This is a genomic window from Mediterranea sp. An20 (assembly GCF_002160055.1).
GTDB lineage: Bacteria > Bacteroidota > Bacteroidia > Bacteroidales > Bacteroidaceae > Bacteroides > Bacteroides avicola.
This window is the reverse complement of sequence record NZ_NFJV01000023.1, coordinates 1-14,594: the sequence shown is the minus strand read 5'-3', so window position 1 is coordinate 14,594 and position 14,594 is coordinate 1. Positions and strand designations below refer to the sequence as shown.

Annotated in this window: 15 protein-coding genes and 3 tRNA genes; 15 read left to right on the top strand and 3 right to left on the bottom strand. The window is 51.9% G+C overall.

The window, feature by feature from the left end:
* Nucleotide 1: 1 nt before the first annotated feature.
* Nucleotides 2–1,303, top strand: coding sequence for a threonine synthase (gene thrC, locus B5F34_RS12565; protein ID WP_087339570.1), 1,302 nt, complete (start codon nt 2–4; stop codon nt 1,301–1,303).
* Between the two features lie 38 nt (nt 1,304–1,341).
* On the top strand, nt 1,342–2,184 hold the full coding sequence (locus tag B5F34_RS12560; RefSeq protein ID WP_087339568.1) for a mechanosensitive ion channel domain-containing protein: 843 nt from the start codon (nt 1,342–1,344) through the stop codon (nt 2,182–2,184).
* A gap of 140 nt (nt 2,185–2,324) precedes the next feature.
* On the opposite strand, the gene B5F34_RS12555 is transcribed toward B5F34_RS12560, so the two are convergent.
* The gene (locus B5F34_RS12555; protein WP_087339564.1) at nt 2,325–2,975 is read right to left on the bottom strand and encodes a DUF4840 domain-containing protein; all 651 of its coding nucleotides are present in this window, start codon (nt 2,973–2,975) and stop codon (nt 2,325–2,327) included.
* 203 nt (nt 2,976–3,178) lie between these two features.
* Nucleotides 3,179–3,252: transfer RNA gene (locus B5F34_RS12550), tRNA-Met, on the bottom strand.
* 154 nt (nt 3,253–3,406) lie between these two features.
* Between B5F34_RS12550 and B5F34_RS17390 the strand changes: the two genes are divergently transcribed.
* From B5F34_RS17390 to B5F34_RS12530, 5 genes are all read left to right on the top strand, one after another.
* A complete protein-coding gene (locus B5F34_RS17390) occupies nt 3,407–3,784 on the top strand; it encodes a hypothetical protein (RefSeq protein WP_162609335.1) in 378 nt (125 codons plus the stop codon).
* Complete coding sequence (locus tag B5F34_RS12545) at nt 3,748–4,134, top strand: START-like domain-containing protein (protein WP_087339561.1); 387 nt, start codon at nt 3,748–3,750, stop codon at nt 4,132–4,134. Before B5F34_RS17390 ends, B5F34_RS12545 begins: the two co-directional genes overlap by 37 nt.
* Nucleotides 4,135–4,209: 75 nt before the next feature.
* Entirely contained in the window at nt 4,210–6,114 is a 1,905-nt protein-coding gene (locus B5F34_RS12540) for an LptF/LptG family permease (protein ID WP_087339558.1), read from the top strand.
* A gap of 38 nt (nt 6,115–6,152) precedes the next feature.
* Complete coding sequence (locus B5F34_RS12535) at nt 6,153–7,367, top strand: bifunctional 3,4-dihydroxy-2-butanone-4-phosphate synthase/GTP cyclohydrolase II (RefSeq protein ID WP_087339555.1); 1,215 nt, start codon at nt 6,153–6,155, stop codon at nt 7,365–7,367.
* Between the two features lie 41 nt (nt 7,368–7,408).
* Entirely contained in the window at nt 7,409–8,602 is a 1,194-nt protein-coding gene (locus tag B5F34_RS12530) for a pyridoxal phosphate-dependent aminotransferase (protein ID WP_087339552.1), read from the top strand.
* A 118-nt stretch (nt 8,603–8,720) separates the two neighbouring features.
* On the opposite strand, the gene B5F34_RS17610 is transcribed toward B5F34_RS12530, so the two are convergent.
* Nucleotides 8,721–8,882: a hypothetical protein gene (locus tag B5F34_RS17610; RefSeq protein ID WP_162609334.1), complete on the bottom strand. Its 162-nt coding sequence runs from the start codon at nt 8,880–8,882 to the stop codon at nt 8,721–8,723.
* Nucleotides 8,883–9,026: 144 nt separating this feature from the next.
* On the opposite strand from B5F34_RS17610, the gene B5F34_RS12520 reads away from it, so the two are divergent.
* From B5F34_RS12520 to B5F34_RS12485, 8 genes are all read left to right on the top strand, one after another.
* Nucleotides 9,027–9,101: transfer RNA gene (locus B5F34_RS12520), tRNA-Pro, on the top strand.
* Between the two features lie 20 nt (nt 9,102–9,121).
* Nucleotides 9,122–9,196: transfer RNA gene (locus B5F34_RS12515), tRNA-Asp, on the top strand.
* Between the two features lie 299 nt (nt 9,197–9,495).
* A complete protein-coding gene (locus B5F34_RS12510; RefSeq protein WP_087339546.1) occupies nt 9,496–10,737 on the top strand; it encodes a site-specific integrase in 1,242 nt (413 codons plus the stop codon).
* A 74-nt stretch (nt 10,738–10,811) separates the two neighbouring features.
* Nucleotides 10,812–11,219: a virulence RhuM family protein gene (locus B5F34_RS12505; protein WP_087339544.1), complete on the top strand. Its 408-nt coding sequence runs from the start codon at nt 10,812–10,814 to the stop codon at nt 11,217–11,219.
* A gap of 238 nt (nt 11,220–11,457) precedes the next feature.
* Nucleotides 11,458–11,808 (top strand): helix-turn-helix domain-containing protein, encoded by a 351-nt coding sequence (locus B5F34_RS12500; RefSeq protein ID WP_087339633.1) that lies wholly within the window; start codon nt 11,458–11,460, stop codon nt 11,806–11,808.
* On the top strand, nt 11,801–12,208 hold the full coding sequence (locus B5F34_RS12495) for a helix-turn-helix domain-containing protein (RefSeq protein ID WP_087339631.1): 408 nt from the start codon (nt 11,801–11,803) through the stop codon (nt 12,206–12,208). The genes B5F34_RS12500 and B5F34_RS12495 overlap by 8 nt, the downstream gene beginning before the upstream one ends.
* Nucleotides 12,209–12,234: 26 nt before the next feature.
* Nucleotides 12,235–13,815, top strand: a complete 1,581-nt coding sequence (locus tag B5F34_RS12490) for a DUF4099 domain-containing protein (RefSeq protein ID WP_087339541.1) — start codon at nt 12,235–12,237, stop codon at nt 13,813–13,815.
* 152 nt (nt 13,816–13,967) lie between these two features.
* Nucleotides 13,968–14,594: DNA topoisomerase (locus B5F34_RS12485; protein WP_239448948.1), on the top strand; the 627-nt coding region annotated here is incomplete at its 3' end.

The following is a 14,594-nucleotide window of genomic DNA, read 5'->3' as shown; positions in this document are numbered from 1 at the left end:
TATGAACTATTACAGTACCAACCACCACTCGCCCGCCGCCACCCTCCAAGAGGCTGTGGTGCGCGGACTTGCCCCCGACAGGGGACTCTACATGCCCGAGCATATCCACCCCCTTCCGTCAGACTTCTACGACGGCATCGACCGTCTCAGTCTGCCTGACATCGCCTGCCGCGTGGCCGATGCTTTCTTTGGCGACGACATCCCGCAGGATACGTTGCACGAACTGGTGCGTGACACGCTCAGTTTCGATATACCGCTTGTGCCTGTCACCGGCCGTATCCATTCGCTCGAACTCTTCCACGGGCCCACGCTTGCCTTCAAGGATGTCGGTGCTCGCTTTATGGCTCGCCTTTTGGGGTACTTCATCCGCCGAGAGGGCGCTGGCGAGGTCAACGTTCTTGTGGCTACGTCGGGCGATACGGGCAGCGCTGTAGCCAACGGTTTCCTGGGCGTGGAGGGCATCCGCGTCTATGTGCTCTACCCCAAAGGCAAGGTGAGTGAGATACAGGAGAAGCAGTTCACTACCCTGGGCCGCAATATCACAGCCCTCGAGGTAGACGGCACCTTCGACGACTGCCAGGCCCTGGTGAAAGACGCCTTCATGGACGGTGAACTGAATGCCCGCTTGCGCCTGACCAGTGCCAACAGCATTAACGTGGCCCGTTTCCTGCCGCAATCGTTCTACTACTTCCATGCCTATGCCCAGCTGAAACGCGAGGGACGGGTGGACAACGTGGTGGTGTGTGTGCCCAGCGGCAACTTCGGCAATCTTACCGCCGGACTCTTCGCTGCCCGCATGGGACTGCCAGTCGGTCGTTTCATCGCCGCCAACAACCGCAATGACATCTTCTACCAGTACTTGCGCACCGGTGTATATTCTCCCCGTCCCAGTATCGCTACTATCGCCAACGCCATGGATGTAGGGGCACCCAGCAACTTTGCCCGCATCCTCGACCTTTACGGTAACAATCATGCTGCCATCTGCGCCGACATCAGCGGTGCCACTTATACCGACGAACAGATAGCCGACACCGTGCGCACCACGTGGCAGCAGCACCACTACCTGCTCGACCCGCACGGAGCCTGCGGCTTCAGGGCCTTGCAGGAAGGACTGCGCGAAGGCGAGACGGGTATCTTCCTGGAGACGGCACATCCAGCCAAGTTCAAAGACACGGTGGAGCACATCATCGGGCAGCCCGTCGATATTCCTGACAAGCTTCGGGCCTTCATGCAGGGCACCCGACGGAGTGTGCCGATGTCGAAAGACTTCCCCGCTTTCAAGGACTACCTGCTTCGGCAGTAAGACCTATGTATAACCCTTTTAAACGATTCAAACAAACTATGTTATTATCTTCTATTCCTTTGCTGGAAATAAATCTCGGCGACCTGGTGTCTAATCTTCTCAACAGTGGCATCAGCTTGGGCGGTCGTATTCTGGCTGCCTTGGTCATCTTCATTGTCGGCCGTCTGCTCATTTCGTTCCTTAACAAGATGTTTGCCCGCATTCTGGAGCGGCGCAAGGTAGATGCCGGCATACAGTCGTTCCTCAAAAGTCTGGTGAATATCCTGCTGATGATTCTGCTCATCGTGGCGGTGATAGGCAAGTTGGGCATCGAGACCACGTCGTTTGCCGCCCTGCTGGCTTCGGCGGGTGTAGCTGTAGGTATGGCTCTCTCCGGCAACCTGCAGAACTTTGCCGGCGGACTTATCATTCTGCTGTTCCGCCCCTACAAGGTGGGCGATTGGGTAGAGTGCCAGAATGAAAGCGGTACGGTGCGCGAAATACAAATCTTCCACACCATCCTGACCACGGCCGACAACAAGACAGTCTACATCCCCAACGGTGCGGCATCGAGCGGTGTCATCGTCAACTACAGCCGCGAGGAGACACGTCGGGTAGAATGGGTGGTCGGTGTGGAATATGGCGAGCATTACGACCGGGTGGAGGATACCGTGCGCCGCATCCTCTCGGCTGAAAAGCGCATCCTGGAAACACCGGCTCCGGTCATTGCCCTGAATGCGTTGGATGCCAGCAGCGTCAACGTGGTGATTCGCGTGTGGGTGAAGAACAGCGACTATTGGGGGGTGTATTATGACGTGAACCGCTCTATCTACGAAGAGTTCAACAAGGCCGGCATCGGCTTCCCCTTCCCGCAGCTTACCATCCACCAGGCCAAAGGCTGAACCGGGCCATCCTTGCTGCGGGGCAGGCGGTTGCTGTCTGCGTACAAAGAAAAGAGGATACCTTTATGGGCATAAGGTATCCTCTTTCACTTTATTCCGCAAGGGCGGAATGCTTGCCGGCGGTCTGCCGACCACCGTATTTACTCTTTGCTTTTGTTCATTTCAAAGTTCAGAGTAAGCGGGTTGAAGCCGGGCAAGGGTTGCAAGTCTTCGCCGGTACCCAGCGATACCTCGTCGGCGCCTAATTGGAAATTCAGGGCAGAGGTCGCCACTTCGTAGCTGGCACCTTCTGCACCGACGATGTTTACCTGGATGTTCATGCTGGCGGCCTCCTCGCTTTCCGCAGCAGCCGGAAGAGTAAGAGTCAGTTGCAGGGGTTCCGGTTTCATGTCGAAGTAGATGCTGTCTTGGGCAGGCGTGAGGGCAGGTTCGTAGCCCACGTTATAGTTTACGGGACCTACGGCAGCTACTATCTGGTCGGCTGTGGTCTCATCGCCCACTACGGCCATTACCAAGTCTTTGATTGGGAAGTCTTTAAAGTAAATGGTATCATTGTCTATTGTAGCAGTGGCGGTGGTGCCTTCCGGTTCGCCGCTTTCATCGGTCAAGGCAGATATGCCCGGTGCGACAGACAAGATGGACAAGCTGCCCGTGTAGTTGCCAAACATGGATTCGGTGGTAACAATGCCGGGAATCGGGGAGGGCTCGTCGTTGCTGCAAGAAGTGAAGCCCCATGCACATCCCAAGGCCAATGTGGATATAATTAAGCGGTTTAGTTTAAAATCTTTCATTTTGTTTTCGTTCGTTTCTAAATGAATACTTGGTTTAAGTTGATCAGCTGATTCGCTTAACTAAATGACGGATAAAGGCGATTACTGCTTGAAGAAAAGTTAAAAGCTGTAAACGCTTGGGTGGCGTGTGGATAAGGAGGGGGAGGGATAAATAGCAAAAAGACCGCCCCGGATATTTCTCTTGGGTCGGTCTTTTGTGTGAGTAGCGGGACCCGGGATTGAACCGGGGACCTCATGATTATGAATCATGCGCTCTAACCAGCTGAGCTATCCCGCCATCATTTTCTCGATTGCGGGTGCAAAGATAGAGCATTTCTTTGAATTGGCAAAATAAACCGCAGACTTTTTCGTGTTTTTTTTATCTCTCCGTTTTCTTTGTGTTATAATCTTCTGTAAATGAGCGTATTTGTGAAATGCGTGCTCCCCAATGCTTGGCTGCAAACTTCCAAGCGCTTGGCAGCGTCCTGCTAAGTGCCTGGCAGCAATCTTCTAAAGGCTTGGCAGCGTTGGCGCTTGGGCTGGCAGATGCGGGTGGATGCCTTTGCTGGTTTTTACCCCGGGGAGAAAGCTCGATTGGCCTCATGACGTCCGTGGTGCAAGTTGTTGCCGGCTGTCGTTTTTTTGCCGGGCAAGCCGTGCGCTTGGGCAATGTTCATGCGTCCGTTGTTGTGTATGGAAGTGAAAAAGAATACCTATTCCTTAAAAGAGATAAAATATGTGCGGTATTTAAGAAAAAGTCTTTAACTTGGCGGCACAAACTTGAATCAAAAACATGGAAAGAAGAAAGATACATTTGGAGTATTTGTTAAATGCTACTTCCCGGAACATCTTGTGGGAGGCTATCAGTACCCCCATAGGGCTGGAGGGGTGGTTTGCCGACCGGGTGTTGTCCGACAACAAACACCTCATATTCTGTTGGGGAAAGACAGAACGGCGTGCAGCCGACATCGTAGGTATGCGTGCCTATTCGTTCATCCGGTTTCATTGGCTGGACTCGCCTGTCGAGCGTGAATATTTTGAATTGCGGATGACCAACAGCGAGCTGACCAATGACTTTGTGTTGGAGATTATCGACTTTGCCTCGGCAGAAGAAGCCGATGACGCGTGCGAATTGTGGGAGTCGCAGGTGGAAACTTTGCGCCGGACGTGCGGATTTTAGTTACTTTCTGCTAAAAATTTCTCCTACTCCCGTTTTTGTACTACTTTTGCACTTCAAAAGTATGTTACGGAACTCATGCTGCACATCAAAAAGTTAGATATATTCATTTTGAAGAGCTTCTGCCTGCTTTTTGCGGGTACCTTTTTCATTTGTCTCTTCATATTCATGATGCAGTTCCTGTGGAAATTCGTAGACGAGTTGGTGGGCAAGGGACTTGAAGTAAGTGTGTTGGCCCAGTTCTTCTTCTACGCAGGACTGACGCTCGTCCCTCTTTCGCTGCCTCTGGCTGTGCTTCTGGCCGCATTGATTACCTTCGGAAACTTCGGCGAGCGTTTTGAACTGCTTGCCATGAAAGCGGCCGGTGTCCCTCTGCTGCGCATCATGTGTCCGCTTATTCTGTTCATTGCCCTGGTTTCCTGTGTGTCTTTCTATTTCCAGAATGTGATTGGCCCGCGCGCACAGACCAAACTCTATACACTGATGTTCTCCATGAAGCAGAAGTCGCCCGAGGTGGATATTCCCGAAGGCGTGTTCTACGACGAAATCAAGGGATACAATCTTTATGTGAGGCACAAGGACAAGGACACGGGGATGCTCTACGATGTGCTTATCTATAACTTTGAGAAAGGCTTTGAAAACGCGCAAATCATCAAAGCCGACTCCGGACGCCTGGAAATGACGGCCGACAAGAAGCATCTCTACCTTCATCTGTACAGCGGTGAGCAGTTTGAAAACCTGAAAGACCAGCGCACGTTGCGCAAGAACGTACCTTATCGACGCGAGAGTTTTCGTGAAAAGCATGCCGTCATAGAGTTCGATTCGGAGTTCAATATGGTCGACGAGGGCATTATGGGCAACTCGGAGAAAAGCAAGGACATGTGGACCTTGCAGGCCGACGTGGACTCGATGACGCATCGTACCGACAGTATCGGACGCGCCTTCTTCACCGAAGCCATGCAGGGTACGTACAGCATGCCTTCCAACCTCAAACGGGAGGATACGCTGAAAATAGAGAAAGCCGTGCTGTCCAATTACAACGTAGACAGCTTGCTGGATGCCGCCACCCTGTCGGAGAAAGAGAAAATCCTGTCTACTGCCGTCAGCCGGGCAAGCAGCGCGGAGAGCGACTGGAACTTCAAAAGCTTCAACATGTCGCAAACCGATACCGGCATACGTAGGCACGAAGCAGCCTGGCACGAGAAAATCACCCTCTCGCTTGCCTGCCTTATATTCTTCTTTATCGGGGCACCTTTAGGAGGCATTATCCGTAAAGGGGGGCTGGGCATGCCCGTGGTAGTATCGGTGCTGATATTCATTGTCTATTACATCATCAACAATACGGGCTTCAAGATGGCACGCGACGGCAAGTGGATTATCTGGATGGGTATGTGGACCAGTACTGCCGTGCTGGCTCCTTTGGGGGCTTTCTTCACCTACAAGGCCAATAAAGACTCTGTGGTGTTCAATGCCGAAGCTTACCTGCATTGGATTAAGAAGGTGTTGGGCATACGCAGCGAACGTCATCTCTTCCGCAAAGAGGTCATCATACACGACCCGGACTATGCCCGCCTCCCCGCCGACTTGGAGGCGCTGTCCGAATCCTGCCGTGCATACGCTTCGCGGCACAACCTGAAACGTATGCCCAACTACGTGCGCCTTTGGATGAATACGGACGAGGACCGCGAGGTGGAAAGCATCAGCGCACGCATGGAAACGCTCATCGAGGAAATGTCCAATACGAAATCTCCCCGCCTGATAGGGGTGCTCAATACTTATCCCATCCTTTCGGCGCAGGCCCATGTGCGTCCTTTCCGCCTCTACTGGCTCAATGTGGCGTGCGGTGTGCTTCTGCCCGTCGGCCTTTTCTTCTTCTTCCGCATCTGGGCATACCGTCTCCGTCTCAGCAAAGATATGGAGCGTATCGTCAAAGCGAATGAAGATGCCGTCTATGTCATCCGCTCGATGGAAAAGGACCGGTGATGATTGAATCTTGAATATCAACCCTCAATTATAAAGTTATGGAACACATTAAACTGAATACGATAGAAGAAGCCATTGAAGACTTCAAGGCCGGCAATTTTGTCATCGTGGTGGATGATGAAGACCGTGAGAACGAAGGCGACCTGATTATAGCCGCCGAACTGATAACCCCTGAGAAGGTGAACTTCATGTTGAAGCATGCACGTGGTGTGTTGTGTGCCCCCATTACAATCTCCCGCTGCAAGGAGCTGGACCTGCCGCATCAGGTGCTGGACAATACTTCGGTATTGGGTACGCCTTTTACAGTGACCATCGACAAGCTGGAAGGGTGTAGCACGGGTGTGTCTGCCGCCGACCGTGCCGCTACCATCCGCGCTTTGGCCGACCCGGCTTCTACGCCAGCCACCTTCGGACGCCCGGGGCATATCAATCCGCTCTACGCTCAGGAAAAGGGCGTGTTGCGCCGTGCCGGCCATACGGAGGCTGCTGTGGATTTGGCACGTCTGGCGGGACTCTATCCGGCCGGTGCTTTGATGGAGATTATGAGCGATGACGGCACCATGGCCCGTCTGCCCGAACTCCGGCAGTTTGCCGACAAGTATGGCTTGAAGCTTATTTCCATCAACGATCTGATAGCTTATCGCCTGAAACAGGAATCTATTGTAGAGAAGGGCGTGGAAGTGAACATGCCTACCGCTTACGGCGATTTCCGCCTGATTCCTTTCCGGCAGAAGTCTAATGGCCTGGACCATGTGGCTTTGTTCAAAGGGACGTGGAAGGAAGACGAACCCATCCTGGTGCGTGTGCATTCTTCTTGCGCCACGGGTGACATTTTCGCTTCCAAACGTTGCGATTGCGGGGAGCAGTTGCACAAAGCCATGCAGATGATTGAGGCAGCGGGCAAAGGCGTGCTGGTTTATCTTAACCAGGAAGGGCGTGGCATAGGCCTGATGGAGAAGATGAAAGCTTATAAGCTGCAGGAAGACGGGATGGACACCGTGGATGCCAATATCTGCCTGGGACATCTGGCTGATGAGCGTGACTACGGCGTAGGTGCACAGATATTGCGCGAACTGGGAGTGCATAAGATGCGGCTGATGACCAACAATCCCGTCAAGAGGGTGGGGCTGGAAGCCTACGGTCTTGAAATAACCGAGAACGTACCCATCGAAACCACGCCCAATCCTTACAACGAGCGTTACCTCCGTACCAAGAAAGAGCGCATGGGGCATACGCTGCACTTCAGTAAATAAAGAAGCCAAGTAATTAAACCATCTTTTAAAACAAATAAATTATGAACCAATTATCAGACCGTTTGAACAGCTTGTCGCCTTCTGCGACATTGGCCATGTCACAGAAAAGTGCCGAACTGAAGGCACAGGGGGTGGATGTTATCAACCTGAGTGTAGGAGAACCCGACTTCAATACTCCCGAGCATATTAAGGAAGCCGCCAAGAAAGCCATCGACGAGAACTACTCGCGCTATTCTCCCGTTCCCGGTTACCCCGCTTTGCGCAATGCTATCGTGGCCAAGCTGAAAAATGAAAACGGACTGGATTACACCGCCGCCCAAATATCCTGCGCCAACGGTGCCAAGCAGTCCGTCTGCAACACCATACTGGCACTGGTCAATCCCGGCGACGAGGTTATCGTGCCTGCTCCCTATTGGGTGAGCTATCCTGAAATGGTAAAGCTGGCAGAAGGAGTGCCCGTTATCGTATCGGCCGGCATTGAGCAGGACTTCAAGATGACGCCTGCCCAGTTGGAGGCCGCCATCACACCCAAGACCAAGGCGCTGATTCTCTGTTCGCCGTCCAATCCTACGGGTTCTGTCTATAGCGGTGAAGAACTGGCAGCCTTGGCCGCCGTGCTTCAGAAGCATCCTCAGGTCATTGTCATCGCTGACGAGATTTACGAACACATTAATTATATAGGCCGTCATCACAGCATTGCCCAGGTGCCCGGCATGAAGGAACGCACGGTGATTGTCAACGGCGTGTCCAAAGCGTATGCCATGACAGGCTGGCGCATCGGCTTCATTGCCGGTCCCGAATGGATTGTGAAAGGTGTCAACAAGTTGCAGGGCCAGTACACGTCCGGTCCTTGCTCGGTGTCGCAGAAAGCAGCCGAAGCTGCCTACACCGGCACGCAGGCTCCCGTAGAGGAGATGCGTCAGGCCTTCCAGCGCCGTCGTGACCTTATTGTCCGTTTGGCCAAGGAAGTGCCCGGTCTGGAGGTGAACGTACCCGAAGGTGCTTTCTATCTCTTCCCCAAGTGCAGTTCCTACTTTGGCAAGTCTGCCGGCGACCGTTCCATCCACAACGCCGAAGACCTGGCCATGTATTTGCTTGAGGTAGGACACGTGGCCTGCGTGGGCGGCACGTCGTTTGGTGCTCCCGATTGCATCCGCATGAGTTATGCCACCAGCGATGAGAACATCGTAGAAGCTATCCGTCGTATCAAAGAAGCTTTGGCTGCCTTGAAATAAGAGCCGTTTTTTTCTTGTTATAAAAGGCGTGGATAACGCATTTTTGCGGGAGAAGGTTTCCCGTAGAAAATGCCGTTATCCACGTTTTTTTGTCGGATACATGCCGTTGAGGTGGATTTCAGGCTGTGTAGACAGTCATGTGGTTGATAATCAGGTTGCTGTTTCTTATATACAACGAGCCTGCTGCTTGTAGCTTGGCACCCGACTGCTTATCGCTTGGCTGTTTTCTCCGAAGAGCCTGTCGGCGCATCCGGTAGGGGCTGCATTCGTGTTTCGGCATAAAAAGTAGGAATTACGTGGCGGTGAAAGGGCAGAAATATAGGCTTTTCCCACTTTTTTTGAGATTTTCTGCAAAAAAAAGCTCGAATAATTTGGAGGTTCAAAAAAAAGCCGTACCTTTGCACCCGCAAACGACGGAAATCTTCGGGGTGTAGCTCAGCCCGGTTAGAGTACACGTCTGGGGGGCGTGTTGTCGCTGGTTCGAATCCAGTCACCCCGACGCTTTATCGAAGGTTTCCTGGTGCGGTAGTTCAGCCTGGTTAGAATACATGCCTGTCACGCATGGGGTCGCGGGTTCGAGTCCCGTCCGCACCGCAAGGCTTCAGAGACATCTGAAAGCCAGCGAATGACAAAGCCCACAAAATCAATGATTTGTGGGCTTTGTTTTTTCTTTTTAGAGCCATTCTGAAGACAAACAAATTCCCCAAACAGACAAAGTTGAGTTACCAAATCGTTACAGAAAAAACGGGCTTTTGGAATTGTAACGATTTTCTTTGTAAGTCGCTGATTTGTCGTCTGTTGTCATTAAAATGTCCGCTTGTAAATCAATTATTAATCTTTCCTTTGCAGGCAATGTGTAACAGTTGTAACGAAGGAGCAAAATTAAAAGGTTTATGAGCAAAAGTACATTCCGAATCCTCTTTTATCTGAGGAAAAACTACCTGAACAAGTCAGGCAAGGCGGGTATCATGATCCGCCTGACGGTGAACGGTGACATGGTGCAGTTCAGTTCCAAACTGGACATAGAACCGTCATTGTGGGACACGAAAGCCGGGAAAGCGGCAGGAAACAGTGTCAAGGCAAGACAGATGAACTCTATGCTGGAGGACATCCGCACAGCCCTGAGCAATCATTACCGGTACGTGGAATCGCGTGATTCGTTTGTCACGGCGGAGAAGGTACGCAATGCGTTTCTGGGGTACGAGGTAAGGCAACAGACCCTGTTGGAGTTATTCAAGCAACATAATGAGGACGCTTCCAAACTGAACGGCATCAGCAAGGCTCCGGCTACGCTGGTGAAATATGACCGGACTTACCGCCGGCTGGAAGAATTTATGAAAGTGAAATATAAAGTGTCTGACATCGCCCTGCGGGAGATTGACCACAAGTTCGTGACGGACTTCGAGTTTTATCTCCGTACCGTCAGCCGGTGCAACGAGAATACTACGGGCAAGTTCATGCAGATATTCCGCAAGATAGTCCTCATCGCCAAAAACAACGGATGGATAACCATCGACCCGTTTGCAAACTATCATATTCACATGAAAGCGGTGGACAGGGGCTATCTGACGGAGCAGGAACTGGAGCGTATTCTCCAAAAGGACTTTAATTCGCGTCGATTGGAACAAGTTCGAGACGTATTCATCTTTTCTTGCTTCACGGGGTTGTCATACGTGGATGTAAAGAACCTTACCAAAGAAAATGTCTGTATTTCATTCGACGGAAAACAATGGTTGCGGCTGCACAGGCAAAAAACTTCCACTGCGGTCAATCTCCCCCTGCTGAAAACTCCTTTGGCAATATTGAAAAAGTACGAGGACAAACTATCAGACGGACGGTTGCTGCCTGTATTAAGCAATCAAAAACTTAACTCTTACCTGAAAGAAATTGCTGACATATGCGGGATTAAAAAGAATTTAACATTTCACCTCGCAAGACATACTTTCGCTACGACAACTACGTTGGCAAAGGGTGTTCCCATCGAAACGGTATCTAAGATGCTGGGACATACGAACATAAAAACCACACAGATTTATGCGCGTATCACCAACGATAAAATACGTGAGGACATGGAAATGCTTGCCGGGAAACTGGAGGGCATCGAAAACATTGCATTGCAAGCGGTAAATCATTGAACGGATTGTAACAGCGAAATGACAAATCGTCCCTGCTTATATGGAAAATTATATCACTTAAAAAATATATCGGTATGGTAAGAAAAGGATTTTTTGAGATAGAGCCTGCGCCGGGGAAACCGGAGGGGATTTCTGTAAGGATAGAACCGGGGGCGGACGGTGACGTGTGGATGACGGTAAACGATATTGTAAAGGCATACGGTGTGTTCTACCAGACGGTACGGGCAGGGCTGAAAGCCCTGAAAAAGTCCGGGGATTTTGACGAATACCGGGATGTAAAGATTGAGCGTTTCACCTACAAGGGAAAAACATGCAGCATAGAACTGTATAATTTGCGAATCGTTATCGCCCTCGGATTCAAAATGAACGGGCTGACATGTCAGCGGTTCAGGAAATGGGTGGCATCGCGACTTGCAGAATCCTACCAACGGAAACCATCTGCCTTGTTCCTATACATGGGAAAGGATACTTTCATAAGCTGAAAAAGATTCCCGGATTATGAATCTGAGTATATCCGGTCTGCTCCAAGTATAAACCAGTCCAGACTGGATGAACCATAAAGCCCTGTCCGTGCAGCAATGCCGGGCAGGGCATTTTTGTGCCCCGACCTTGCGTTCCGGGAAGAAAAATCAAGAAAATCATTATGTAGTATGTACATACTATATAATCCTCCTCTTGCAGATTGCACATCTTTGCAGCGTAATCAAAAACAAGAACGATATGGAAATAGTAACAATGGACCATGAAGTCGTAAAAGCGATGATGTCGAAAATCGACCGGATAGCGGCTTATGTATTCAAAAAAGAGAATGTGCCCAAAGAGGAGCCGGAAATTCTGCTGACCAGCGAGGAAACCGCCGACCTGTTGAAAATCAGCACAAGGACGCTCCAACGGATGCGCAAAGACCGCACTATCCCCTATGTGATGATGCGGAACAAATGCCGCTACCGCCTCGCGGATCTGGAGGAATGTGTACGGACAAAAATCGTGAAATGCAACCCGCAGACACTGGAAGAGTTCAGACGGAACTATCTGTTGAACGGAAGGGATGGAGGACGGGAATATGATTGAGCGGGAATTGTTCGAGGCATGGATGCAACGCATCATGGAACGACTTGACCGTCAGGATAAAATCATCTCAGTGCTGATAAACAAGGATGCCGCCGGAGTGAAGTACATGGACGGTGAGCGCCTGTATGACAATCAGGACCTGTGCGAGATGCTGCGCACCAGCAAGCGGTCGCTGCAACGCTTCCGCAGCGAGTACGGACTGCGCTACCGGAAAATCAGCCGCAAGAGCTACTATACGGAGTCAGACGTGCTGGACTTCATCAACCGGAACATGGAGGAAGTCGTGCAAGGAGGGGTGAAAATTCTGAAAATGAAAGAGAATGCGAAAAAAAGTCCCTGGTCAAGGCAAAAAGAAAAGGCAACGGGAATTGAAAACAGAAAAAACGGCGAAAGCCTGTGATTCTATAATTATTAAAAACATCGAAAATGGAACAGAAAAAGAAAAACGAGAAAGACGTGCTGGTCGTCCGTGACGAGAAGACGGGCGAAATCAGCGTAGTAGCCGGACTGGACAGCAAGGGCTATCCGAAGACAACTCCGGCAAAGGCGGAACACTCGCAGGACTTCCTGCGCTTCGACCGCCACGGCGACATGGTGGACAACTTCTTCAGGAACTTCTACCGCCAGTGCAAGGAGCCGACACGCTTCGGCTTCTACCGGGTGGCGGCGGACATGGCGGATGCGGTACTGCCGGTCATCAAGGATTTGCTGAAAGACCCTGCGGCAAATGCGGAAATGCTCGCGGCGCACAAGGTGGACACTTCGGAATACCAGAAGCAGGCGGAAACGGAGAATGTAAAACAAGAAAGCGACAATGAACCCCTTAAAAAGACAGAAGAAATGGAACAGAAAAAAGAAGAACAGAAACAGGAAGTGCAACAGCCTCAAACGGCTGAAGCGCAAGATGAGCAGCAACCGCAGAAACAGGAGAAGCCGAACCTGATAGCGGACGACCAAGTGGACTGGAATGAGCTGCTCAAATGCGGCATCGACAAGGAAAAGCTTTCAGAAAAGGATTTGAAAGCCCTGATGAATTACGGCAAGACGGGGCTGGTGACGGTGAAGCCGACCCTCGGCTATGAGACGTATCAACTGCAAGCCCGCCTCTCGTTCCAGAAAATGGAGGACGGCAAACTGAAACTGACACCCCATTTTATCCGTAACGAGCCGCGCCTTGACATCCCCCACAACGGCTACACCTTCACGGACGAGGACAAGAAGAACCTGAAGCGCACGGGCAATTTAGGCAAGGTGGTGGATGTGGCGGATACGAGAACCGGGGAAATGCGCCAGTCGTATATCAGCATCGACCGCCTGACGAATGAAATCGTGGACGTGCCTGCCGACAAGGTGCGCATCCCCTATCAAATCGGACAGACCGGCTTGACAAAGGAAGAAATGGACATCCTGCGTGCCGGGCTTGCCCTGCCCAAAGAAGTGACATTATCCAACGGGCGCAAATTTCAGGCATTACTTCAGGTGAGCGCCGAAAAACGCGATGTGGAGTTCGTGCCGGGGCAACGACGTCAGCAGCAGTCGCAGCGTCAAAGCAAGCAGCAGGACAATCCCGATGCACAGGGGCAGACGCAGGAAAACGGCGAAAGGCAACGGCGCAACCGCTCGTGGACGAACGAGGACGGAAGCATCCGCCCGATAAGCAAATGGAAAGACGACCTGTTCAACGAACAGCAAATCGCCGACTACGTGGCGGGCAAGACGGTGGTGCTTGCCAACGCGAAGGACGACCAAGGGCAGCCCTGCACGAAGTACCTGAAGTTCAGCCATGAGAAAGGCCGTCCGCTGACCTACTCGCAGAATCCCGACCTCGCGCAGACCGTCGCCCCGTCGAACGAGAGCAGGACGCAGCTTGCCGTGAACAACGAGGGCAAGACCAACGAGGCGACCAAGCACGTGAAGGAGCCGTTGCAGCAGGGTCAGACCGCACCGAAGGACGAAACCCAGCAGAAACGGCAGACAAGAAAATCCAAAGGTGTGAAGGTGTCCTGATTGCCGCCACTAAATCCATCCGACAATAATCAACGGATTGAAACGGGGAGCAAACACCGCCCTGTACCGCATATCCCACGGACAAGGCCGTGCCCCGTTTCATTTCCACCCGAAAAGAAACAAAAGTATCAACAGATTAGACAGAAAAAGACATGATTACCATATTGGCAGAAAAACCGAGCGTCGTCCGTGAAATAGCACGGATTGTCGGCGCGATGAAGAAAGAAGAAGGGTATTTCACCGGAAACGGCTACCACGTGACATGGGCATTGGGGCATCTGGTACAGCTTGCCATGCCCGATGGGTACGGCATCAGGGGCTTCCGGCGCGACAGCCTGCCCGTCATTCCCGAAAGGTTCGAGTTAATCCCCCGTCAGGTGAAGACGGACAAGGGCTACAAGGCGGACGCAGCGGCGGTGAAGCAGATTAAGGTGATAACCAAGCTGTGGAACGAGAGCGACAATATTATCGTGGCAACCGACTGCGCCCGTGAAGGAGAATTGATATTCCGCTACCTCTATGCCTATACCGGCTGTACCTTGCCCTTTCAAAGACTGTGGATAAGCTCGCTGACCGACACCGCCATCCGCAAGGGGTTGAAAGAACTGAAGGACGGCCACGAGTACGACAACCTCTACCAAGCCGCCAAAGCCCGTAGCAAAGCCGACTGGCTGGTGGGCATCAACGGCACGCAGGCATTGACCGTCGCCGCCGGACGGGGCACGTATTCCGTAGGGCGTGTGCAGACACCCACGCTGGCGATGGTCTGCAAGCGTTTC